The organism is Methylobacterium sp. J-090 (genome assembly GCF_022829345.1).
Classification (GTDB): Bacteria; Pseudomonadota; Alphaproteobacteria; order Rhizobiales; family Beijerinckiaceae; genus Methylobacterium.
The window spans coordinates 1-23977 of sequence record NZ_JAKSXV010000008.1 but is presented as its reverse complement, the minus strand read 5'-3'; the positions used below and the strand labels follow the sequence as shown (position 1 = coordinate 23977).

Below are 23977 nucleotides of genomic sequence, written 5' to 3'. Positions count from 1 at the left end.
GCTCGGTCTCCGACAGGCCGGTCATGAAGATCACCGGCACGTGGCCGAGGTGGCCCTTGGCCTTGAGGCGCCGGCAGGTCTCGAACCCGTCCATGCCGGGCATCACCGCGTCGAGCAGGATGATGTCGGGGGTGATCTCGTCGACCAGCGCCAGGGCGAGGTCGCCCGCCACCGCGACGAGCACGGTGGCGCCCGAGCGCTCGATGGCCTCGGTGAGGAAGCTCAGGGTGTCGGGGGAATCGTCCACCACGAGGACGATGTCGCGGTGGAGCTCACGCATCGCCGGCGGGCTCCGGCGCGCGGGAGGCGTGCAAGTCTTCGAGGATGCCGAGGACGCGGCGCAGGTCGTAGGCCTCGACGAGACCGCGCATCCGCGCCAAAAACGCCGTCGGTGGATCGGCCTCGTCGGCCATCTGGGCGAGCTTCGTCGCGAGGCCGCGGACATGGCCGATCCGGGCGAGGCGCAGGAGGTCGGCCACGGCCTCGGGCCGGGGCGGCGGCCCCGCCTCCTCGGCGGGGGCCGGCACCGGTTCCGGCGCGCTCCAGGCGAGGCCGAGCAATCCGCTGACGATCTCCAGAAAATCGCGCAGGTCGAACGGTTTTGCGATGATGGCGTCGTGGGGGGCGTCGTGCCCGCGCGACGGGCTGATCTCGTGGACGTTGGCCGACATCATGGCGATCCGGGCGGTCTGGCCGGCCTCACGCAAGGCCCTGGCCAGGACCCAGCCGGTCATGCCCGGCATGGCGATGTCGAGGAGGAACAGGTCGGGGGGGTGTGCGGCGGCGAGCGCCAGGCAGGCGGGGCCGTCGGCGGCCTCGATCACGATGAGCCCGAGGGGTTCGAGGATGTCGCGCATGAGGCCGCGATGGGCCGCGTCGTCGTCGGCCACCAGGATGGTGCGGCGCGCGCCCGAATAGGTCCGGGCCACTTCGGGCGTCCGGGCCGGCAGCCGCACGGGTTTCGGCCGGGCCACGGAGGCGAGCATGAGGCGCAGGCGAAAGCAGGTGCCCTCCCCGACCGTGCTCTCCACGGTGATCTCGCCGCCCATGATCTGCGCCAGCAGATGCGCGATGGTGAGCCCGAGCCCGGTGCCGGGGGTGGTCAGCGCCGCCGCCATGGAGCCGCGCTCGAACGGCTCGAACACCCGCTGGAGGTCGGCCTCCGGGATGCCGAGGCCGGTGTCGCGGATGGTGAACACGGCGATCTGGCTGCGATACGCGAGATCGAGGGCGACATGCCCCTTCGCCGTGAACTTCACGGCGTTGGAGAGAAGATTGAGCAGGATCTGGCGCAGGCGCTTCTCGTCGGTCGCCACCACCGACGGCAGGGTGGCCGGCCGGGTGAAGCGGAACTCGAGGCCGGCGCCCTCGGCCTGGAGGCGGATCATGTCGCCGATCTGGTCGAGGAAGTCCGAGAGCCGGATCTCGTCGCGATGGATCTGCAGGCGTCCGGCCTCCATGCGCGAGATGTCGAGCAACCCGTCGATGAGGCCCGACAGGTGCTGGGCCGAGCGCCGGATCACCCGGATGCCGTTCTGGCGCGGCGCCGGGATGCTGGGATCGCCCTCCAGGAGCTGCGCGTAGCCCAGCACGGCGTTCAAGGGCGTGCGCAGTTCGTGGCTGATGCCGACCACGTAGCGGCTTTTCGCGAGGTTGGCCGCCTCCGCCGCCTCCTTGGCCTGCTGGAGCTTGAGATCGGTGACCTTATGGGCGGCGATCTCGGCCTGGTAGAGCCCGGTCTGGCGGGCGGTCTCCTCCAGGGCGACGTGGCGGCTCTCCTGGGCCAGCACGAACAGCCACGCGACGATGCCGAGGATGACGATGAGGATGAGGAACACGGAGGTCAGCGCGGCGGCCAGCATCTCGCGGTGTTCGGGGTGCTCGGAGACCGCGCCGGCATGGACGATGCCGAGGATCAGCGCCACGGCGCTGACCAGGGTGAGCATCAGGGCGAGGTAGCGCCCCAGGGGCGCGCCGATCCAGACCGCCGTGCGCGCCGGCAGGACCCTCGCCAGGATGCCCTGGGCCTGCCTGTCGAGGCGCCCGTGCGGCTTGCACAGGTCGCCGCAGCGGGCATCGAGCGAACAGCACAGCGAGCAGATCGCCCCGCCATAGGCCGGGCACTGGGCCATGTCCTCGGGCTCGAACGGATGCTCGCACACCCGGCAGGTGATGGTGGCGGCCCCGTTCCAGTCGGTTTTGGGCGTTCGCGCGAGATAGAAGCGTCCGCCCGTGGCGAAGGCGATGGCGGGGGCGGCGAGGAACGCCACGAACAGCGCCAGCATGGGGCCGAACGGGGTGAGGATCGCGCCGAGCCAGCCGAGATGGGCGGAAAAGCCCGCGCCCATCGACAGCACCATGGCGCCGGTGCCGACGGGATTGATGGCGTAGAGGTGGGCCCGCTTGAACTCGATGCCGGGGGGCGACAGGCCAAGCGGCTTGTTGACGGCGAGATCGGCGGCCAGCGCCCCGACCCAGGCCGAGACCACCACGGCGTAGAGACTGAGCGTGCTGGAGAGGGTCTTGTCGATGCCGAGCTCCATGAGCAGGAGCGCGATGGCGACGTTGAACACGAGCCAGACCACGCGGCCCGGATGGCTGTGGGTGAGGCGGGAGAAGAAGTTCGACCAGGCGATGGAGCCCGCATACGCGTTGGTGACGTTGATCTTGATCTGCGAGACCACGACGAACAGGGTCATCAGGGCGATGGCCCAGGGGCCGGGCGCCACCACGTAGCCGAAGGCGATCGCGTACATCTGCGTCGGCTCGGCCGCCCGGTCGGCCGGCACCCCGTGGTGGAGGGCGAGCACCGCGAGGAACGAGCCGAGCAGGATCTTGAGGAAGCCCGGCACGATCCAGCCGGCCCCGGCGCCCAGGACGGCGGCCCACCAGCGGCCCGTCTTGCCCGGCTCCGGCGCCGGCACGAACCGCAAGAAATCGACCTGCTCGCCGACCTGCGCCAGGAGGGCGAGGAGGATGCCGGTGGCGAGGCCGAAGCGGGCGAGATCGAACCCGCCCGCGCCCGAATCGCCGGGGAAGCCGAGCCATTCGGTCACCGGCGCGCCGCCCTGCCAGACGATGAAGGCGAGCGGCAGCAGGTTGAGGACGATCCACAGGGGCTGGGTCCAGATCTGGAACCGGCTGATGAGGGTGATGCCGTAGATGACGAGGGGGATCACCGCGACGGCGCTGACGAGGTAACCCAGCGCCGGCGGCAGGCCGAAGCACAGGTGCAGGGCCATCGCCATGATGGCCGCCTCGATGGCGAAGAACAGGAACGTGAAGCTCGCATAGACCAGCGACGTCACCGTCGAGCCGATATAGCCGAAGCCCGCCCCCCGGGTGAGCAGATCGATGTCGACGCCGTAGCGGGCGGCGTAGGCGCAGATCGGCACCGCCGTGGCGAAGATGATGAGCGCCACCACCACGAGGGCGGCGAGCGTGTTGGTGAAGCCCAAGCCCAGCACCAGGGTGCCGCCGATGGCCTCGAGCGCCAGGAACGACACGGAGCCGAGCGCCGTCTGCGCCACCCGCAGGCCCGACCAGCGCCGCGCCGACTTCGCCGTGAAGCGCAGGGCATAGTCCTCCAGCGTCTCGTCGGCGACGAAACGGTTGTAGTCGCGCCGGATCGGCAGGATGCGCTGATGTTGAGGCATGGGTCGGCACGAGGGTAGCACGCGCGGACCCTGTTCCCGAGGCGGGTCGAGCCTCACGGGCATGCTTTCGACGTGCGAAAAGATCGTCACGATGCGCCTCCGCCCGGTTCCGCTCCATACGCAAGACTGCGTATCGACCGCATCGCACCATGCGGCCTAGCCTTTGCTTATCGATCCACGGCCATCCGACGGGCCGTGCGACGACGATCAGGGATTTTGGGCACGATGGCAGAGAGCAAGGGCAACGGCCTGCAATCGGCGCTGCGGCGCAGGCTTCTCATGGGGCTCGCCGGCGTGCCGGCCATCGCCCTGATGCCGCGCATGAGCTTCGCGGCGGGGCCGGCGACGGCCACCGTGAACACCACCGGCCTCGCGGTGACCGACACCGAGGTCACGGTCGGCATCCTGCATTCCGCCACCGGCACCATGGCGATCTCCGAGACCGGCTCGATCCAGGCGGAGAAGCTCGCGATCTCCCAGATCAACGAGGCCGGCGGCGTGCTCGGCCGCAAGATCAAGATCATCCAGGAGGACGGCGCCTCCGACTGGCCGACCTTCGCGGAGAAGGCGAAGAAGCTCCTGGTCAACGACCATTGCGCCGCCGTGATGGGGTGCTGGACCTCCGCCTCCCGCAAGGCCGCGCTCCCGGTGTTCGAGCAGTATAACGGCCTTCTCTACTATCCGACCTTCTACGAGGGCCTGGAGCAGTCGAAGAACGTGATCTACACCGGCCAGGAGGCCACCCAGCAGATCCTCGAATCGCTGAACTGGGTCGCCAAGGAGAAGGGCGCCAAGACGTTCTTCTTCATCGGCTCGGACTACATCTGGCCCCGCACCTCGAACAAGATCGCCCGCAAACACATCGAGAACGTGCTCAAGACCAAGGTCGTGGGCGAGGAATATTTCCCGCTCGGCCACACGCAGTTCAACTCGGTGATCAACAAGCTGAAGCTGACGAAGCCCGACGTGATCTTCACCGACGTCGTCGGCGGCTCGAACGTGGCGTTCTACAAGCAGCTCAAGGCCGCCGGCATCGACCTGTCGAAGCAGACCCTGCTGACCATCTCGGTGACCGAGGACGAGATCGACGGCATCGGCGGCGACAACATCGCCGGCGCCTATTCCTGCATGAAGTACTTCCAGTCCCTGAAGAACCCGAACAACGAGAAGTTCGTGGCCGCCTTCCACAAGATGTGGGGCGAGAAGACCGTCATCGGCGACGTGACCCAGGCCGCCTATCTCGGGCCGTTCCTGTGGAAGATGGCGGTGGAGAAGGCCGGCTCCTTCGACGTCGACAAGGTGGCGGCGGCCTCCGCCGGCATCGAGTTCAAGGAGGCCCCGGAGGGTTACGTCAAGATCCACCCGAACCATCACCTCTGGTCGAAGACCCGCGTCGCCAAGGCGCTGCCGTCCGGCCAGTTCGAGGTGGTCTACGAGAGCCCCGAGCTCATCGAGCCGAACCCCTTCCCGAAGGGCTACCAATAGGCGGGACCATCCGCGTTCGCTGGATCGGGTCCAGCGGGCGCGGGTCCCCTTTCCTGGAAGGAGAGGGACAGGGTGAGGTGTGGGACCTTTTCGGAGCGTTCGCACACCTCACCCCAACCCTCTCCTTTCAGGAGAGGGAGCGCGTCGCGGCTCTTTCGAGATGGCCGCGTCCGCCATCGACGGCCCGAGGCTTGCAAAGCAGCCGCCTCCCCTGGAGTACGAAAAATGCTCGGCGACTATTCCCTCACGGACCTCAGCTCGATCTTCGTGATGCAGGGCTTCGCCGGGCTGATCCTGTTCTCGGTCTACACGCTCATGGCGCTGGGGCTGGCGATCATCTTCGGCCAGATGGGCGTGATCAACATGGCGCACGGGGAGTTCATGATCCTCGGCGCCTACATGACCTACCTGTGCTCGGGCTTCTTCCAGACCCACCTGCCGGCCCTGTTCCCGGCCTACTTCTTCGTCGCCATGGCGCTGGCCTTCGTGGCGTCGGGGGCGCTCGGCATGCTGGTCGAATGGGCGCTGATCCGCCACCTCTACAAGCGGCCCCTCGATACGCTGCTCGCTACCTGGGGTCTGTCGCTGATCCTGCAGCAGGCCTACCGGACGATCTTCGGGCCGCGCGAGGTCGGCGTCGAGCTGCCGTCCTGGCTCATCGGCTCGGTGCAGGTCACCGACACCATCGAGATCCCCATCAACGGCATGTTCGTGATGGCGATCACGCTGCTCATCACCGCCGGCGTCGCCCTCCTGATGTACCGCTCGCGCTTCGGCGCCCAGGTCCGCGCCGTGGTGCAGAACCGGCCCATGGCGGGGGCGGTGGGCATCGACACCGAGAAGGTCGATCGCCTCACCTTCGGCCTCGGCTGCGGCATCGCGGGCATCGCCGGGTCGGCCTTCACCATGGTGGGCTCCACGGGGCCGACTTCGGGCCAGCTCTACATCGTCGACACCTTCCTCATCGTGGTCTTCGGCGGCGCCGCCTCGCTTCTGGGCACCATCGCCTCGGCCTTCTCGATCTCGCAGACCCAGTCGACCCTCGAATTCTTCCTGTCGGGCTCCACCGCCAAGGTGATCACGCTGCTGGCCGTCGTCGGCATCCTGATGCTGCGGCCGCAGGGCCTCTTCACCCTCAAGGTCCGGCGCTGAGGAGCCCCCATCATGACCCGCGCCCCATCCTCGACCGTCCACGACAACCCGTTCATGAAGCCGATGGAGTGGATCAGCCTCGCGCTGCTCGTCGCCGTGATCTTCCTCGTGCTGCCGATGCTGCTCGACGCCTTCCGGCTCAATCTGGTGGGCAAGTACCTCACCTACTCGTTCGTGGCGTTGGGCCTCGTCATCTGCTGGGGCTTCGGCGGCATCCTGTCCCTCGGCCAGGGCGTGTTCTTCGGTCTCGGCGGCTACCTCATGGCCATGTACCTGAAGCTCGAGGCCTCCAGCGTCGAGAACACCAAGATCCAGTCGACGCCGGGCATCCCCGACTTCATGGACTGGAACCAGATCACCGAACTGCCCTGGTTCTGGAAGCCGTTCACCAGCCTGCCCTTCACGCTCCTCGCCGTCATCGTGGTGCCGGCTTTCTTCGCCTTCGTCATCGGCACGGCGATGTTCCGCCGCCGCGTCGGCGGCACCTACTTCGCCATCATCACCCAGGCCATCGCCGCCATCCTGACGATCCTCATCGTCGGTCAGCAGGGCTATACCGGCGGCATCAACGGCATCACGGATCTGCGTACGCTCCACGGCTGGGACATCCGCACCGACCGCGCCCACAACATCCTCTACTTCGTCAACGGCGGCCTGCTCGTCGCCTGCATCCTGTTCGCGCAGTACGTGAAGCGCTCGAAGCTCGGGCGCATCCTCGTCGCCATGCGCGACAAGGAGGACCGGGTCCGCTTCTCCGGCTACCAGGTCGCGAGCTTCAAGACCTTCGCGTTCTGCCTGGCGGCCGTGTTCGCCGCCATCGGCGGGGCGATGTTCACCCTGCAGGTCGGGTTCATGTCGCCCTCCTTCGTCGGCATCGTGCCGTCCATCGAGATGGTGATCTACGCGGCTGTGGGCGGGCGACTGTCCCTGTTCGGCGCCGTCTGGGGCACGCTGCTGGTCAACTGGGCCAAGACCACCTTCTCGGAGAGTTTTCCGGAATTGTGGCTGTTCGGTCTCGGCGGCCTGTTCATCCTCGTGGTCCTGGCCTTCCCCAACGGCTTGGCGGGCATCTACCGGACCTACGTCGAACCCCGCCTGACCCGGCGCGTGAAGGCCCTGGAGCCCGCGCCCGCCGTCGCCCTCCCCCACGCGGCCGAGTAGGATTTTTCCAATGAACGCCGCGCTTCTTCCCTCGCACCTCATCGGTGCCGCCCCGGCGGAGAAGGACTTCCTCCTCGCGGTGGAATCCCTCACCGTCTCCTTCGACGGGTTCAAGGCGGTGAACGACGTGTCGTTCTACGTCGATCCCAACGAGATCCGGGTGATCATCGGCCCCAACGGCGCCGGCAAGACCACGGTGCTCGACCTCATCTGCGGGCGCACCAAGGCGAGTTCCGGCTCCATCAAGTACAAGGGCCAGGAGCTCACCAAGCTCTCCGAGAGCGCCATCGTGCAGGCCGGGGTCGGCCGCAAGTTCCAGACGCCGTCGATTTACGACGACCTCACGGTGTTCGAGAACCTGGAGATCTCGTACCCGCGCGGGCGCTCGGTGTTCGGGGCGCTGACCTTCAAGCGCGATGGGCAGGTCCGCGACCGGATCGAGGAGGTCGCCAACATGATCTTCCTGAAGGATCAGTTGCTGGAGCGGGCCGAGTTCCTCAGCCACGGCCAGAAGCAATGGCTCGAGATCGGCATGCTGCTGATCCAGGACCCCGAACTCCTGATGCTCGACGAGCCGGTCGCCGGCATGAGCGTCGGCGAGCGCATCAAGACCGCCGAGTTGCTCAACCAGATCATCGTCGGCCGCTCGGTGCTCGTCATCGAGCACGACATGAAGTTCGTCGAGGACATCGCCCACCGGGTCACCGTGCTCCACCAGGGCAAGGTCCTGTCGGAGGGCTCGATGGAGCGGGTCAAGAACGACCCCAAAGTCATCGAAGTCTATCTCGGCCACTGAGAGGAACGGGCTCATGCTCCAGACCACGCCCGCCCCCGCCGCGGTCCCGTTCGTTCAGGGCGGCGTCCAGCCGATGCTGGCGATCACCGACCTCCACGCCGCCTACGGCCAGAGCGAGGTGCTGCACGGCCTCGACATCGCCATCGCGCCCGGCGAGATCGTCGCCGTCATGGGCCGCAACGGCATGGGCAAGACCACGCTGATGAAGACCCTCATGGGCATCGTGCCGGTGAAATCCGGGTCGATCCGGGTCGACGGCACCGAAGTCGGAGCCTTGAAGAGCCACCAGCGCGTGGCGCACGGCCTCGCCTACGTGCCGCAGGGCCGCATGATCTTCTCCGCCATGACCGTGCAGGAGAACATCGAGACCGGGCTGACCGTCACCAACGAGCGCCGGGTGCCCCAGGAACTCTACGAGATGTTCCCGGTGCTGCTGGAGATGAAGGGACGGCGCGGCGGCAACCTGTCCGGCGGCCAGCAGCAGCAGCTCGCCATCGCCCGGGCGCTGGCGAGCCGCCCCAAGGTCCTGCTGCTGGACGAGCCGACGGAGGGCATCCAGCCGTCGATCATCCGCGAGATGGGCCGGACGCTGAAGAAGATCCGCGACGCGCGCGGGCTGTCCATCGTGGTTTCCGAACAGGTGCTGAGCTTCGCCCTCGACGTCGCCGACCGGGTGCTCGTCATCGAGAACGGCCACATCGTGCACGAGTCGCTGCGCGCCGACATCGACGAGGCCCAGGTCGCCCGCTTCCTCTCGGTCTGAGGCGGGGCGCTGTGTCCCCTCCCCCTTGCGGGGAGGGGTTTAGGGGTGGGGGTGGTGCAGACGGCACCGTGACGCTCGATCCTGCACCACCCCCGACGTTGCCCCGCAAGGGGCAGGAGAGCGCGTTCCGGCACGCGCGGAACTTGAGGCTTTCACGAGAGCGGCCGCGCAACGCCGGATACGCGATGCGAGCGGCCGTCCACTTCCCGGAGGAGCGCAAACGATGGCAGAGACCCTGATCAAGGTCGATCTCACGCAGTCGGCCTACGACAACGACATGGTGCACAACCGCTGGCACCCCGACATCCCCATGGTGGCCATGGTCAAGCCCGGCGACGACTTCATCGTCGAGACCTACGACTGGACCGGCGGCTTCATCAAGAACAACGATTCGGCCGACGATGTCCGCGACATCGACCTCTCCATCGTCCACTTCCTCTCCGGCCCCATCGGCGTCGAGGGCGCCGAGCCCGGCGACCTTCTGGTGGTCGATCTGCTCGACATCGGCGCCAAGCCCGAGAGCCAGTGGGGCTTCAACGGGTTCTTCTCCAAGAAGAACGGCGGCGGCTTCCTGGACGAGCACTTCCCCCAGGCCCAGAAGTCGATCTGGGACTTCGAGGGCATGTTCACGAAATCGCGCCACATCCCCGGCGTGCGCTTCCCCGGCCTGATCCATCCGGGCCTGATCGGCTGCCTGCCCGACCCCAAGATGCTGGACACCTGGAACACCCGCGAAAAAGCCCTGTTCGACACCGACCCCAACCGGGTGCCGGCTTTGGCCACCCTCCCGTTCGGGCCCACCGCCCATATGGGCCGGCTGAAAGGCGAGGCGAAGGACAAGGCGGCGGCCACCGGCGCCCGCACGGTGCCGGGCCGCGAGCACGGCGGCAATTGCGACATCAAGGACCTGTCGCGCGGCTCGAAGATCTACTTCCCGGTCTACGTGCCGGGTGCGGGCCTTTCCATGGGCGACCTGCATTTCAGCCAGGGCGACGGCGAGATCACCTTCTGCGGCGCCATCGAGATGGCCGGCTGGGTTCACCTCAAGGTCAGCCTGATCAAGGACGGGATGTCGAAGTACGGGATCAAGAACCCGATCTTCAAGCCGTCGCCGGTCACGCCCCAATTCGACGACCACCTCATCTTCGAGGGCATCTCCGTCGACGAGTACGGCAAGCAGCACTACCTCGACGTGACGGTGGCCTACCGCCAGGCCTGCCTCAACGCCATCGAGTACCTGAAGAAGTTCGGCTATTCGGGCGCGCAGGCCTACTCGATCCTCGGCACGGCGCCGGTCCAGGGCCACATCTCGGGCGTCGTCGACATCCCCAACGCCTGCGCGACCCTGTGGATTCCGACCAAGATCTTCGAGTTCGACATCAACCCCGGTGCCGACGGGCCGACGAAGTTTCTGGACGGCTCGATCCAGATGCCGCTCTCGCCGGATCTTTGAGATGCCCGTCTACGATTACGCCTGCGCCGCCTGCGGGCCGTTCACGGTGCTGCGCCCCATGTCGCAGTTCCAGGACCCGCACGACTGCCCCGATTGCGGGTCGGAATGCGGCCGCGCCTTCCTCACCGCGCCCAACCTCGCCTCCATGGATGCGGGCCGGCGCAAGGCGTACGCGACGAACGAGCGGAGCCAGCACGCGCCCCGCAAGTCGTCCGCGCATGGGGCCGGCTGCGGCTGCTGCTCGGGCGCCAAGGCGAAATCCAACCCCGGGGCCGCCAAGAGCTTTCCCAATGCGCGGCCGTGGATGATCAGCCACTGACGGAAAAACCCCTCTCCCCTCTGCGGGAGAGGGTGGTCGCGGAGCGACCGGGCCGGGACGTAGTCCCGCAAGAGGGGCAGCGCCGATCTTTCCGGATGGGGCGGTGCTCCCCTCTCCCGCCTGCTCCGCAGGCACCCTCCCCCGCGGAGGGGGGAGGGTACTTCCCCCCCCTGAGGAACCCACGCCATGATGCACGGAGACATCTCGTCCAGCGCCGACAGCGTCGGCGTCGCGGTGGTGAACTACAAGATGCCCCGCCTCCACACGAAGATGGAGGTGCTGGAGAACGCTCAGAAAATCGCCGACATGGTGGTGGGCATGAAGTCCGGCCTGCCGGGCCTCGATCTCGTGATCTTCCCCGAATACTCGACCCACGGGATCATGTACGACGCGGCCGAAATGTACGAGACGGCCACCACCGTTCCGGGGGCGGAAACGGAGATCTTCGCCGCCGCTTGCCGGAAGGCCAAGGTCTGGGGCGTGTTCTCGCTCACGGGCGAGCGCCACGAGGAGCACCCGCACAAGGCGCCCTACAACACCCTCATCCTCATGAACGATCAGGGCGAGATCGTGCAGAAGTACCGCAAGATCATGCCCTGGACGCCCATCGAGGGCTGGTATCCGGGCGACCGCACCTACGTCTCCGACGGTCCCAAGGGCCTGAAGATCAGCCTCATCATCTGCGACGACGGCAACTACCCCGAGATCTGGCGCGACTGCGCCATGCGCGGCGCCGAGCTCATCGTTCGCTGCCAGGGCTACATGTATCCGGCCAAGGAGCAGCAGATCCTGATGTCGAAGGCGATGGCGTTCGCCAACAACACCTACGTGGCGGTGGCCAACGCGGCGGGGTTCGACGGCGTCTATTCCTACTTCGGCCACTCGGCCATCGTCGGCTTCGACGGGCGCACGCTGGGCGAGTGCGGCGAGGAGGAGATGGGCATCCAGTACGCGGCCCTGTCGAAGTTCCTCATCCGCGACGCCCGCGCCCACGGGCAATCCGAGAACCACCTCTTCAAGCTGCTCCACCGCGGCTACACGGGCATGATCAATTCCAAGGAGAACCGCCACGGGCTCTCGGAATGCCCGTACGACTTCTACCGCCGCTGGATCGAGGACCCCGATGGCACCCGCGACGCCGTGCGGGCCATCACTCGGGCTGGGGTCGGCACCGAGGAATGCCCCATCGAGGGCATCCCGTTCGTCGGCAAGGTCTTCGTCGACAAGGGCGAGGGGCCGCCCGATCCGCCCTGACACCCCGATTTCGGGATCATAGTCCGTTGTTCCTAGAGCGTTTTCTGTGATCCTTGGATCGCAGAAAACGCTCTATCCCTTTGTTGTGTATCGCATTTTCTTACGCCGAACCGGCAACCACTTCGGCGGAAGATGCTCTAAGGGCGTCGTCCCGGATCGCGTATCCGGGGCGGCGCCCTAAGCTTTCGTTGGGCATCGGCGTCCGCCGGGGACTGGCATCCCTATCTCGAACCGATGCTCCAGCATGGCCAAAGCTCAGGACGCTACACGAAGCTCTAAGCCGAGACTTGGTCTTGACCTGAACATCGCCCTTTGCATTGCATTTCGAAAAAATTGCCGTGGCGCAAGGTCGACAACCGCTCTCCGCGACCATGGTTCCGTGTGCGAAAAATGTTTTTCAGATCAGGGCGCGGGCTGAGTTTGCAAGCGCCATTCTCCGTCTGACGAACCAAAACTTAATCATCGATCGAGAGGGTGAAAACACAAAGAATTGGGGAAAGTCCGGCAGTTATGCTCGCGAACATCAAGATCCTGAACAAGTTCCTGGCCGTCCTCACGCTGCTCGCGGCGGCGGTCGTCGGCTGCGTCTGGTATGCGACATCGCAGATGACCGCGATCGATGACGCCTATACGGCGTATCTCGAGAAGGACGCCAAGGCGGCGACGGCAGCGGCCCGCCTCAACCGCACCATCTACCAGATGAGCTACACGGCCTTTCGTGTCCTGGCCGAGACCGAGCGCGCCGAGATGACCCGCGTCGGCAACAGCTTCGATGCGTTGCCGGCCCAGGCGGCGAAACTCGCCAACGACGTGCGCGAGAACGCTCCGGCCTTCCGCGCCCGGACGGAAGCGGTGTCGATCCTCCTCGGTGATCTGGTCAGGAACATCGGCGAAATGCGCAGTCTGGCCGCCCGGGAAAGGAACGCCGAGGCCCTCGCCCTCGCGCACGGGACGATCGACCCCATCCAGGAGAAGCTGTTCACCGCGATCAGGACCCTGGTGGACGACATCACCGAGGCGACCCAGAAGGGCTCCGATGCCCTAACGGCGCAGACCAACGACGCGCGCCGTCTCACCATGATCCTCTCCGCCGCGGGTCTCCTCCTCGGCGTGCTGACGGCCCTCTGCGTCGTCGTCGCCGGCATCACCCGTCCGATCCATCGGCTGACGGACGTGCTCCAGCGCATGGCCCGGGGCGAGGTCGATGCCGAGATCAAGGAAGCCGCGCGCGGCGACGAGATCGGCCTGATCGGCAAGGCCGTCGACGCCATCAAGGCCCTGGTGGCGCGGAAGGCCGCCGAGGAGGCCGAAATCCGCCGCATGGCCGACACGGCGGCGGCGGCGGAGCGCCGCCGCACCATGATCGAGCTGGCCGACAGCTTCGAGGGAGCGGTGGGCGGCATCGTCGGCATGCTGTCGTCCTCGGCGACGGAGCTTCAGGTGACCGCCGAGAGCATGACCGCCACCGCCACCGAGACGGCGAGCCAGTCCACCACCGTGGCGGCCGCCGCGGAGGAAGCCGCGGCCAATGTCGGCACCGTGGCGGCCGCGGCCGAAGAACTCGGCGTGTCCGTGCAGGAGATCGGGCGCCAGGTCGGCGGCTCCGCCGACCTCGCCCAGGGCGCCGTGATGGAGGCCGACCAGACGGCCGCCCTCGTCCAGACCCTGGCCCAGGCGGCCGCCCGCGTCGGCGACGTCGTCGGACTCATCTCCAGCATCGCCGGTCAGACCAACCTGCTGGCCCTGAACGCCACCATCGAGGCGGCCCGCGCCGGCGAGGCGGGACGGGGCTTCGCCGTCGTCGCGTCCGAGGTGAAGGAACTCGCAGGCCAGACGGCGCGGGCGACGGAGGAGATCTCCAGCCAGATCACGCAGATCCAGGGGGCGACGGGCCAGGCTGTGGCCGCCATCGGCAGCATCACCGCCCGCATCCGCGAGATCAGCGGGGTCGCCACCTCCATCGCGGCGGCCGTGGAGGAGCAGGGCGCGGCGACCCAGGAGATCGTCCGCAATGTCGCCCAGGCGGCCACCGGCACCGGCGAGGTCACGGGCAACATCACCGGCGTCGCCCGCGCGGCGGAGGAGACGGGGGCCGCCGCGAGCCAGGTGCTGGCCTCGGCCTCCGAGCTGTCGCGGCAATCCGAGCAGCTCAACGGCGAGGTCCGCCGCTTCCTCGGAACCGTGCGCGCGGCCTGAGGCCGGCGGCCTCGCACGAACGCCGCGCGGGCCCGTCCCGGTCCGCCGGCGCGAACGGGGTCAGCCGAAATGGATGGCCTCGGCCGGTCGCGGCTCGGCGGCGGTCGCCCTGCGCGCCGTCAGGACGAGGCCGAGGGCGAGGGCGGCGATGCCGGCGCCGAGCCAGGGCAGGCTGCCGTAGCCCATTCCCAAGGTGAGGGCGCCGCCGCCGAGCGCCGCGCCGGTGGCGTTGCCGAGGTTGAACGCGCCCTGGTTCAGGGTCGAGGCGAGGTTGGGCGCGTCGGTGGCGGCCTCCACCACCCAGACCTGCAGGGGCGAGACCAGGGCGAAGACCAGGGCGCCCCAGACCGGCAGGGTCAGCACGGCGGGAAGCGCCGCCCGGCTGGTGAAGGCGAACAGCACCAGCACGGCGACGAGGGCGGCAAAGCTGCCGATCACCGTCGCCATGAGGCGCCGGTCGGCCAGCCGCCCGCCCGCGAGGTTGCCGAGGGTGAGGCCGATGCCGAACAGCAGCAGGGCCCCGGTCACCTCCCGCGGGGTCAGGCCGCTCACCTCGATCAGGAGCGGCGCGATGTAGGTGAACACCGTGAACAGGCTGACCGAGGCCAGCGTGCTCACCAGCATCGGCAGCAGCACCGCCCAGCGCCGCAGGGAACGGAACTCCCCCGCGAGCCCGCCGCGCGAGCCGGGCAGGCCGCCGGGCACGAAGGCCGCGATGGCGGCGGCGGCCACGAGGCCGAGGCCCAGCACCGCCCAGAACGTCGCCCGCCAGCCCGCGACCTGGCCGAGCGCGGTGCCGAACGGCACGCCGAGGACGTTGGCGAGGGTGAGGCCCGTGAACATCAGCGCCACCGCCTGCGCCCGCTGCGCGCGCGGGACGAGGCCGCTCGCCACCACGGCGCCGATGCCGAAGAACGCCCCGTGGGCGAAGGCCGTCACCACGCGGGCCAGCATCAGGAACCCGTAGCTCGGCGCGAGGGCGCAGCCGAGATTGCCCGCCAGGAACACCCCCATGAGGACGAGCAAAGCCGCTTTCCGCGGCAGCCGGGCCGTGGCGATGGCGACGAGGGGGGCGCCGACGGCGACGCCGAGCGCATAGCCCGAGACGAGGAGCCCGGCCCGGGGGACGCTGACCCCGAAGCTGTCGGCCACCTCCGGCAACAGGCCCATGATCACGAATTCCGTGGTGCCGATCCCGAAGGAGGCGGCGGCCAGGGCCAGAATCGGACGGGACAACATGGCGACGCCTCACGCTCGGGGCCCCGGCCCGGACGGCGCGCGGCGATCACGCTGCAATGCAGCATGAGCCCGGGCTATCACGCGTCGGCGCAGGCACCGATGCCGCCGCCTCGCGGGTCTCCTGCGCGCTGAGCATGGAACGCGCGGGGACGGCGCGGACGTGGGGCCCTCGCCGACCGGGACACCGCCGCCGATCGCCGATGCCCGCTCGACTCCGGACGCCGAAAGCCACCCCCGTGGTGCGGGGATGGCTCGGGTCAGGTCGCGTCAGGGTCGCGCGGAGCGGTTCAGGCGTCGACCTTCTTGCGGGGACCGCGGCGCTTCTTCTCGGGGGCGGCGGCCGGAGCCTCCTCCTCCTGCGGCTCGGGCTCCGCGGCGCTGACCACCTCCTCGGGGGCGGCCTTGGCGAGGCCCTTGCGGCGCTGCTGGCCCAGCCCGAGGGCGCGGGCGAGTTCGGAGCGCTGCTCGGAATAGCTGGCCGAGGTCATCGGATAGTCGGGCGCCAGGCCCCACTTGGCACGGTACTGCTCGGGCGTCAGGCCGCGCAGGGTGAGGTGCCGGCGCAGGGTCTTGTACTGCTTGCCGTCCTCGAAGCTGATCAAGTAGTCGGCGGTGATCGAGCGGCGGATTTCCTGCGGGGTGGCCTTGGGCGGCCCGGTCTCGACGGCCGGTGCGCCACTCGCCGTCACGCCCCGGATCGCCTCGTGGACATCGCTGAGCAGCTTCGGCAGCTCGGCGCTCTGGACGTGGTTGTTACTGACATAGGCGGAAACGATATCTGCCGCGAGTGTGATCAGGCGGGCTGCATCGGATTCTGTTTCGGTCATGATGTCGGCACCATTCTTAGCTTAAGTCATAAGTCGTTCGGATCGTAAGCTCAGTTCTTGCCGCAAGCAATGTTTCACCGCACTGACTTGCGAATTTTTTCCCGAGTAGTTGTGGATTGATGGCCGCTTCTCGCGTGACGCAGGTTGTCTGCCGCGTTGACCCGCAAGGGTTGCTCGTTCGAGCGACGGCGCATTGACCCAGCTCCGCCGGGGATCGGCGTTGCCGTGACGGTGGTCTTGTCGATCACCGTCGCGAACGACGGACTCGATGGTGAAGCCTCTTGCGGATGCTGACTTGGACGGACGCGATACTGTCTCGTTCCGAGCCGACCGCCCTGATCTGCGACCGTCGGCGGACAAGTCCGCCCGGATCGCAACGCATCAACGATCATGCCTCGCGAAAGTTTCAATACTGGCATTGCCACGACTAAAACCGCTTGGCAATAGCGTATCGGGGCAAACGCCGCACCGAAGCGAAGATCAGCGGTGGGAAATTTTCGTTGAACCTCCGGTGCGGGTGACGGAACCGAGGCGCTTCTCCAGAGGAGCCCAAGTTCGTCGCGGGGGTTTCTCATTCCGCGGGGCAATTCTTCGTTGCGCAAGAGGGGCCGTTGCCTGCGCGGGCCGGCCGAACGCCGATTCGGGATTACCCGAGGGGCGGACGGACGCGGCGCGATCCGGGAGCCGGTGGCGGAATTCGCCGGCGGCGCAAGGCGGGATGCGGATCGTTAACGATGCGCTAACCATGGGGGCGGCAAATCTTGCCGGGTCCGGCTGGCCGGGTCCGATTTGGCGGACCACGACTTTGCGGACCACGACTTGCCGGACCACGAGGTAGACGATGAGCGAGACGGCCGCCGCCGCGCCGGCTCCCGGTCCGGGTTCGGGAATGACCGTGGGGCAGTTCGCGAGCTTCGCGATTCCCAACCGCGCCAATCTCCACGCCCTGTCGAAGCGCACGGACCTGTTCTTCGCCACCGCCGTGATGGGCATCCTCACGGTGCTCATCTTCCCCCTGCCGGCATTCCTTCTCGATCTGCTGCTGGCCGTCTCGATCATCATCTCGGTGCTGATCATGATGACGGGTCTGTTCATCGACAACCCGCTCGAATTCACCGTCTTCCCGACGCTGCTCCTCGTCGCGACCCTGCTCAGGCTGGCGCTCAACCTCGCCTCGACCCGCCTCATCCTCGGCCACGGCCACGAGGGGACGGCGGCGGCCGGTCACGTCATCGAGGCGTTCGGCAACTTCGTCATGGGCGGCAACTTCGTCATCGGGATCATCGTGTTCGCGATCCTGATCATCGTGAACTTCGTGGTCATCACCAAGGGCTCGGGCCGCATCGCCGAGGTCGCGGCGCGCTTCACCCTCGACGCCATGCCGGGCAAGCAGATGGCCATCGACGCCGATCTCTCGGCCGGGCTCATCGACGAGAAGGTGGCGAAAGCCCGCCGCGCGGCGCTGGAGGAGGAATCCTCGTTCTTCGGCGCCATGGACGGTGCCTCGAAGTTCGTGCGCGGGGACGCCGTCGCGGCCCTGCTCATCACCTTCATCAACGTCATCGGCGGCATCATCATCGGCGTCGCCCAGCAGGGCATGCCGTTCCTGGGCGCCGCCAAGACCTACACCCTGCTGACCATCGGCGACGGGCTCGCCTCGCAGGTGCCGGCCCTCATCGTCTCGACGGCGGCCGGCATCCTCGTGTCGAAGGCGGGCGTGAAGGGCTCGGCCGACAAGGCGCTCGGCAAGCAGCTCGCGAACTACCCCAAGGCGTTGGGCATGTCGTCCGGCGTCATGGTGCTGATCTCGCTCCTGCCCGGCATGCCGATGCTCCCGTTCCTGGGCCTCGCCATCGCCTCCGGCTACGCCGCGTGGCACTTCGCCAAGATCGCCCGCGAGGCGCCGCCGCTGGATTCCGACGGCGCGCCCATGGACGCCACGGCGGTGGCCGCCGCCCAGGCCGCCAAGGAGGAGACCGTCACCGATCTGCTCAAGCTCGACGACCTCAAGCTCGAGATGGGCTACGCGCTCCTCGCCCTCGTCAACGGCCCGGAAGGGCAGGACCGGCTCACCGACCAGATTAAGGCCCTGCGCCGCCAGCTCGCGGCGGAGCTCGGCTTCGTGATGCCGTCCGTGCGCATCCTCGACAACGTCCAGCTCGACGCCAACGCCTACGTGGTGCGGGTCAAGGAGATCGAGGCCGGCACCGGCCAGATCTTCCCGGGCCAGTTCATGGCCATGGACCCCATGGGCGGCCAGGTGCAGCTCCCCGGCCAGCACATGCTGGAGCCGACCTTCGGCCTGCCCGCCACCTGGATCGACGCGTCCCTGCGCGATCAGGCCCAGCTCAAGGGCTACACCGTGGTGGACGCCGCCACCGTGGTCTCGACGCACCTGACCGAGATCATCAAGGCCCACGTCTCGGAGCTCCTCAGCCACGTCGAGGTGCAGAAGCTCCTGCGCGAGACCTCCAAGGACCATTCCGACCTCCTCAAGGAGGTCATGCCGAGCCAGATCGCCTCCACGGGCATCCAGCGCGTCCTGCAGTTCCTGCTCGCCGAGCGCGTCTCGATTCGCGATCTCGGCGCCATCATCGAGGGGGTGGCGGAGGTGGCCGGCCACGTGAAGAACCCGCGCGACATCGTCGAGCACGTCCGCGCCCGCCTCGGGCGCCAGATCTGCGCCCAGTACCAGGGGCCGGACGGCATGCTGCCGATCATCACCCTGTCGCCGGCCTGGGAGCAGGCCTTCCTCGACTCCATCGCCGGCGAGCGCGACGAGCGCTACCTCGCCATGCAGCCCTCGAAGCTGTCGGAATTCGTCAACACCGTGCGCGACCGTTTCGAGACCGCCGCCCGCATGGGCGAGATGCCGGTGCTGGTCACCTCGGTCCAGGCCCGGCCGTTCGTGCGCTCCATCATCGAGCGCTTCCGCCGCGAGACCCCGGTGATGAGCCAGGCGGAGATCCACCCGCGCGCCCGCCTGCGGACGGTGGGTTCTGTTTAGACAAGGATACGGTTTTCCGCCCGATCAGTTCAGTGACGCGGTGAGGCGCGGGTCCCCTCTCCGTCCCGGCAGGGCCATCGCAGATGAACCGCGACGGGCCCCCTCTCCTGTTTGGGAGAGGGTTGGGGTGAGGGTCGTGGACGCTCCGGAGAGTTCGCACACCTCACCCCCGCCCTCTCCTTCCAGGAGAAGGGGCCTGTCGCGACCCTTCGAAGCGCTTTGCCTCGCCGTTCGAACGCCGGGGAAACGCATCTGCGATGCGAGGCTCTTCCCACGGCGCCCCCTCACCCTCGGCTGCCGCCTCGTTCGGGACCCGACGAGGCGATGCGCGACCGGCGGACGCGATCGTTCCGTCCGGGCACCCTGCCCCATCGGGCAACGCGCCCGTGTTCGACGGGCCGACCTTCAGTCCGAAACGATCACACCGGATGCTTGCGAACCCGCGCGTCGATGGCCTTCGGGTCGAGGCCGGGCGCCGTGAGCGGCGCGGCGGGTGCCGACTCGACGGCCGGTTCGCCCTTGATGGCGCGGGCGAGGCGGTTGCGCTCGTAGAGCAGCACCACGACCACGGAGATGAGGAACGGCAGCCAGAAGTAGAACAGCCGGAACACCAGCAGGGCGGCGATGATGGATGGGCGGGCGACATCCGGCATCGCCACCACGAAGACGAGCTCGAACACGCCGAGGCCGCCGGGTGCGTTCGACACCAGGGCCGCCGAGAACGAAGCCAGGAACACCGCGAGCACCACGAGGAAGCCGGGGTTCCCGGCCTCCGGCAGGGCGAAGTAGATGATCCCGGCGGCCCCCAGCAGCTCCAGGGGCGCGGCGATGATCTGCCGGACCATGATCTGCGGGCGCGGGTATTCGAGCTTGAACGTGCGGATCGTCAGGGGCTTCAGCCGCAGGAGCGAGCCGATGACGTAGAGGGCGACGAAGCCGAGGAGCGCGGCGCCGAGGATGCGGGCGGTGGCCGGATCGGTGAGCATCGACGGCAGGTAGCCGTTCAGCCGGGTCAGGGTGTCGGGCAGGGCCACGAGGACGAAGCCGCCGAGCAGGATGGTGCCGAGGCCGAAGGTGAACGAGCACAGGGCCACGAGGACGGCGACCTGGGCCGCCGACAGGCCCTTGGCGGTGTAGGCCCGGTAGCGCACCACGGCGCCCGAGAACACCGAGGCGCCGATGTTGTGCGACAGGGCGTAGGTGGTGAACGAGCAGACCGAGACGAAGAACCACGAGATGTGGCGGACGCCGAGATGCAGCAGGGCGATGCGGTCGTACCAGGCGAGGGCGGCGTAGGCGACGAGGGTGGCGACGCCCGCCAGCAGGAAGCGGTGGACCGGGATCTCCGAGAAGCTGCTCTTGATCTCGGCGAGCGAGATGCCGGCGAGTTCGCGGTAGAGCAGGTAGCCGGAGACGATGACGGCGGCGAGGCCGATGATCGGCCAGATGAAATCGCTGATCTTCTTCATGATCGACAGGTCGAGCCCCACTAAGCGGACCCTCCCTGCACGACGAGGCCCGGCGCCGCAAGCGAACGCCGCGGGCGAACACCGGGGGTGGGCCGAGCCCGGGAGGACACCGGCAAGACGGGGTGATGTCACCCGATCATGACGGTTTCGTGCCGGACCTGCGGACGCGACGCCCCTGCGGGGTCAAGTGATGCCCCTGCGGGGTCAGGCGACGCCCCGGCGGGGTGCGTGCCGGGTCAGGCGCGGACGCGGGACAGGCCGATGCCGTCCATGGCGGCCTGGTCGCGGGCGGCTTCGGCGGCGCGCTCGGCGGTGCGCTCGCGGTCGTCCAGGATCTCGATCTTCTTCAGGTCCTCGAAGGCCTCGCCGAGCTCGGCCTTGGCCTCGGAGAGCTGTCCCTCGAGGGCGGCGGCGGATTGGCGCATGTTGTCCCGGCGGGCGGCTGCCGCGCGGGCATAGGTCGGATAGGCGAAATGGGCGGTGTCGGTGATGCCGGCGCGGCCCTCCTCGTGGGCGACCTCGCGATCGAGCTCGAGGGCCATGCGGGTGAAGTCGGCCATCATCATCTCGATCTGCGTCACGCGCCGACGCTTCTCGTCGACCTGGAAGCGTCGCAGCCGGATCAGCGTGTCACGCGATTTCATAGGATGGGTCCACTCCACGCAACGCACGCGCATCCCGCGTCATCCGCCCGGCGGTCCGGGGACCGTGCGGCGTCGATCAGGGGCCGCCGACGATCTCGGCGAGGCGTGAGTAACCCTCGCCGATCGAAGTTGCTTCTTCCTTACCCTGACCTAGAAAAGCCTCCAGAGCGGGCATCAAAGCCACCGCTTCGTCCACTTCCGGCGAGGCGCCGGCCCGATAGGCGCCGAGCCGGATGAGTTCCTCCATGTCGGCGTAGGTCGAGAGGATGCGCCGGGCCCGCCGCACGGTCGGCAGGTGGCCCGGGTCGCAGGCCTTCGGCATGGTCCGCGAGACCGAGCGCAGGACGTTGATGGCCGGGTAGCGCCCGCGCTCGGCGATGCCGCGCTCCATGACGATGTGGCCGTCGAGGATGCCGCGCACGGCATCGGCCACGGGCTCGTTGTGGTCGTCGCCCTCCACCAGCACGGTGAACAGGCCCGAGATCGCCCCCTGCCCCGTGCCCGGCCCGGCCCGCTCGAGCAGGCGCGGCAATTCGCTGAACACCGTCGGCGTGTAGCCCTTGGCCGTGGGCGGCTCGCCGGCGGCGAGGCCGATGTCGCGCTGGGCCATGGCGAAGCGCGTGATCGAATCGATCATGCACAGGACCTGCGCGCCGCGATCGCGAAAGTACTCGGCCACCGCCAGGGTGACGTAGGCGGCGTTGCGGCGCATGAGGGCCGGCTCGTCGGAGGTCGCCACCACCACCACGGACCGGGCGAGGCCCGCCGGGCCGAGGTCGTCCTGCAGGAATTCCTGGACCTCGCGGCCGCGCTCGCCGACGAGGCCGATCACCGCGACGTCGGCGGCGGTGTAGCGGGCGAGCATCGACAGCAGCACCGACTTGCCGACGCCCGAGCCGGCGAAGATGCCCATGCGCTGGCCGGCGCACATGGTGAGGAAGGTGTTGATGCAGCGGATGCCGAGATCGAGCGGCGGCCCGACGCGGCGGCGCGCGTGGGCCGGCGGCGGATCGGCCCGCAGGGGATAGATCACCGGGCCCTGGTCGAGGGGGCCGAGGCCATCGATGGGGCGCCCGAGGGCGTCGATGGTGCGCCCGAGCCAGGCCGGCGACGGGCGGATGGCCCCGGCGGCCTCGTCGCGCACGTAGGCCGGGCAGCCCCGGCGCACCCCCTCCAGGGAGCCGAACGGCATGGCGAGCGCCCGGTCGCCCTGGAAGCCGATGATCTCGCAGGGCACGGCGCCGAGTCCGTTCTCCACGGCGATGTCGAGGCGCCCGCCGAGCCGCATGGCGGCCACGGGACCGGCGACCTCGACGAGGAGGCCGCGAATCGCCACGACCCGGCCGTAGACCTCCAGGGTCTCGACCCGGTCGAGGGCGGCGCGGGCGCCAGCCAGGCGCAAGCGTGCGACGCCAGGATGCGGTTCGCTCATCGGTGAATCCGCCCGGTCATCGGTGTTCTCTCAACCCTTCGTTTACCTCCCTCCTTAACACTGTGGGTATCGGGCCGGTAGCGGGCCTCCGGCTTTCGGGGCGGGAGGCGTCGTTTCGGAGGGGCGCCCCGCATCATCGCGGGAACGTGTCCCCGGGGTGACAGGATTCGGCCCGATACGGTCGGTACGGTGCTTGGGGATGGTTCTTCAGGTGATGCATGAAGCGGATGGCCCGTCTGCCGAGAACAGACCGCCAACGGTTGCGCGCATCGCCGGATACGATGTCCAAATCGCCGCTTGCGCCGGTGAATCAGGTTTTGTTAACGATTAACCAATAGCGTTTCACGTCAATGACGAGGGAGCGTCCGCCGCGGGCCGGTGGCGGACGAAGGCGGGGGTGTGCCCGTACGCTTGCACACGGCCGGCCGGGCTGGGGACCGACGATGCGGGTACTTCTGATCGAGGACGACAGCGCGACCGCGCAGAGCATCGAACTGATGCTCAAATCCGAGAGCTTCAACACCTACACCACCGATCTCGGTGAGGAGGGGATCGATCTCGGCAAGCTCTACGATTACGACATCATCCTCCTCGACCTGAACCTGCCCGACATGTCGGGCTACGAGGTGCTGCGGAACCTGCGGGTCGCCAAGGTGAAGACGCCGATCCTCATCCTCTCCGGCATGGCCGGCATCGAGGACAAGGTGAAGGGCCTCGGCTTCGGCGCCGACGACTACCTGACCAAGCCCTTCCACAAGGACGAACTCGTCGCCCGCATCCACGCCATCGTCCGCCGCTCGAAGGGCCACGCCCAGTCGGTGATCACCACCGGCGACCTCATCGTGAACCTCGACCAGAAGACCGTGGAAGTCTCCGGCAGCCGCGTCCACCTCACCGGCAAGGAGTACCAGATGCTGGAACTCCTCTCGCTGCGCAAAGGCACGACGCTGACGAAGGAGATGTTCCTCAACCACCTCTACGGCGGCATGGACGAGCCCGAGCTGAAGATCATCGACGTGTTCATCTGCAAGCTGCGCAAGAAGCTCGCCAACGCCTCCTCGGGCAAGAATTACATCGAGACCGTCTGGGGCCGCGGCTACGTCCTGCGCGAGCCCAACGAGGGC

Annotated in this window: 18 protein-coding genes; 11 read left to right on the top strand and 7 right to left on the bottom strand. The window is 68.1% G+C overall.

Annotated elements, in window-relative coordinates; genetic code table 11:
- Together MKK49_RS00680 and MKK49_RS00675 are read right to left on the bottom strand one after the other, a co-directional pair.
- Positions 1–280 (bottom strand): response regulator (locus MKK49_RS00680; protein ID WP_244026094.1); only part of this gene is annotated, 280 nt, incomplete at its 3' end.
- Positions 273–3656, bottom strand: a complete 3384-nt coding sequence (locus tag MKK49_RS00675; protein ID WP_244026093.1) for an ATP-binding protein — start codon at positions 3654–3656, stop codon at positions 273–275. The genes MKK49_RS00680 and MKK49_RS00675, both read right to left, overlap by 8 nt.
- 225 nt (positions 3657–3881) lie before the next feature.
- Here MKK49_RS00675 and urtA point away from each other — a divergent pair, with 225 nt between their 5' ends.
- From urtA to MKK49_RS00630, 9 genes are all read left to right on the top strand, one after another.
- Entirely contained in the window at positions 3882–5141 is a 1260-nt protein-coding gene (urtA, locus tag MKK49_RS00670) for an urea ABC transporter substrate-binding protein (RefSeq protein ID WP_244026092.1), read from the top strand.
- 225 nt (positions 5142–5366) lie between these two features.
- Entirely contained in the window at positions 5367–6293 is a 927-nt protein-coding gene (gene urtB / locus MKK49_RS00665; protein ID WP_056361455.1) for an urea ABC transporter permease subunit UrtB, read from the top strand.
- A 12-nt stretch (positions 6294–6305) separates the two neighbouring features.
- Positions 6306–7454: an urea ABC transporter permease subunit UrtC gene (urtC, locus tag MKK49_RS00660; protein ID WP_244026091.1), complete on the top strand. Its 1149-nt coding sequence runs from the start codon at positions 6306–6308 to the stop codon at positions 7452–7454.
- Between the two features lie 10 nt (positions 7455–7464).
- Entirely contained in the window at positions 7465–8250 is a 786-nt protein-coding gene (gene urtD, locus MKK49_RS00655; protein WP_244026089.1) for an urea ABC transporter ATP-binding protein UrtD, read from the top strand.
- A 73-nt stretch (positions 8251–8323) separates the two neighbouring features.
- A complete protein-coding gene (gene urtE / locus MKK49_RS00650) occupies positions 8324–9013 on the top strand; it encodes an urea ABC transporter ATP-binding subunit UrtE (protein ID WP_244026096.1) in 690 nt (229 codons plus the stop codon).
- Positions 9014–9236: 223 nt separating this feature from the next.
- Positions 9237–10466, top strand: a complete 1230-nt coding sequence (gene fmdA, locus MKK49_RS00645) for a formamidase (RefSeq protein ID WP_244026088.1) — start codon at positions 9237–9239, stop codon at positions 10464–10466.
- Between the two features lies 1 nt (position 10467).
- Positions 10468–10785 (top strand): FmdB family zinc ribbon protein, encoded by a 318-nt coding sequence (locus tag MKK49_RS00640; protein ID WP_244026087.1) that lies wholly within the window; start codon positions 10468–10470, stop codon positions 10783–10785.
- A gap of 186 nt (positions 10786–10971) precedes the next feature.
- Positions 10972–12039: an aliphatic amidase gene (locus MKK49_RS00635; RefSeq protein ID WP_244026086.1), complete on the top strand. Its 1068-nt coding sequence runs from the start codon at positions 10972–10974 to the stop codon at positions 12037–12039.
- A 510-nt stretch (positions 12040–12549) separates the two neighbouring features.
- Positions 12550–14235, top strand: a complete 1686-nt coding sequence (locus MKK49_RS00630; RefSeq protein ID WP_244026085.1) for a methyl-accepting chemotaxis protein — start codon at positions 12550–12552, stop codon at positions 14233–14235.
- A 60-nt stretch (positions 14236–14295) separates the two neighbouring features.
- Here MKK49_RS00630 and MKK49_RS00625 read toward each other — a convergent pair whose 3' ends face one another.
- Together MKK49_RS00625 and MKK49_RS00620 are read right to left on the bottom strand one after the other, a co-directional pair.
- Positions 14296–15474 (bottom strand): MFS transporter, encoded by a 1179-nt coding sequence (locus MKK49_RS00625; RefSeq protein WP_244026084.1) that lies wholly within the window; start codon positions 15472–15474, stop codon positions 14296–14298.
- A gap of 287 nt (positions 15475–15761) precedes the next feature.
- Positions 15762–16301: a MucR family transcriptional regulator gene (locus MKK49_RS00620; protein WP_244026082.1), complete on the bottom strand. Its 540-nt coding sequence runs from the start codon at positions 16299–16301 to the stop codon at positions 15762–15764.
- Positions 16302–17142: 841 nt separating this feature from the next.
- On the opposite strand from MKK49_RS00620, the gene flhA reads away from it, so the two are divergent.
- On the top strand, positions 17143–19308 hold the full coding sequence (flhA, locus tag MKK49_RS00615) for a flagellar biosynthesis protein FlhA (protein ID WP_244026080.1): 2166 nt from the start codon (positions 17143–17145) through the stop codon (positions 19306–19308).
- 419 nt (positions 19309–19727) lie between these two features.
- On the opposite strand, the gene MKK49_RS00610 is transcribed toward flhA, so the two are convergent.
- The 3 genes from MKK49_RS00610 to fliI form a co-directional block, all read right to left on the bottom strand.
- Complete coding sequence (locus MKK49_RS00610; RefSeq protein WP_244026078.1) at positions 19728–20777, bottom strand: lysylphosphatidylglycerol synthase domain-containing protein; 1050 nt, start codon at positions 20775–20777, stop codon at positions 19728–19730.
- A gap of 236 nt (positions 20778–21013) precedes the next feature.
- Positions 21014–21421, bottom strand: a complete 408-nt coding sequence (gene fliJ / locus MKK49_RS00605; protein WP_056095545.1) for a flagellar export protein FliJ — start codon at positions 21419–21421, stop codon at positions 21014–21016.
- A 76-nt stretch (positions 21422–21497) separates the two neighbouring features.
- Positions 21498–22853: a flagellar protein export ATPase FliI gene (gene fliI / locus MKK49_RS00600; protein ID WP_244026076.1), complete on the bottom strand. Its 1356-nt coding sequence runs from the start codon at positions 22851–22853 to the stop codon at positions 21498–21500.
- Between the two features lie 443 nt (positions 22854–23296).
- Between fliI and ctrA the strand changes: the two genes are divergently transcribed.
- The coding region (ctrA, locus tag MKK49_RS00595; RefSeq protein WP_244026074.1) for a response regulator transcription factor CtrA at positions 23297–23977 on the top strand (681 nt) is incomplete at its 3' end.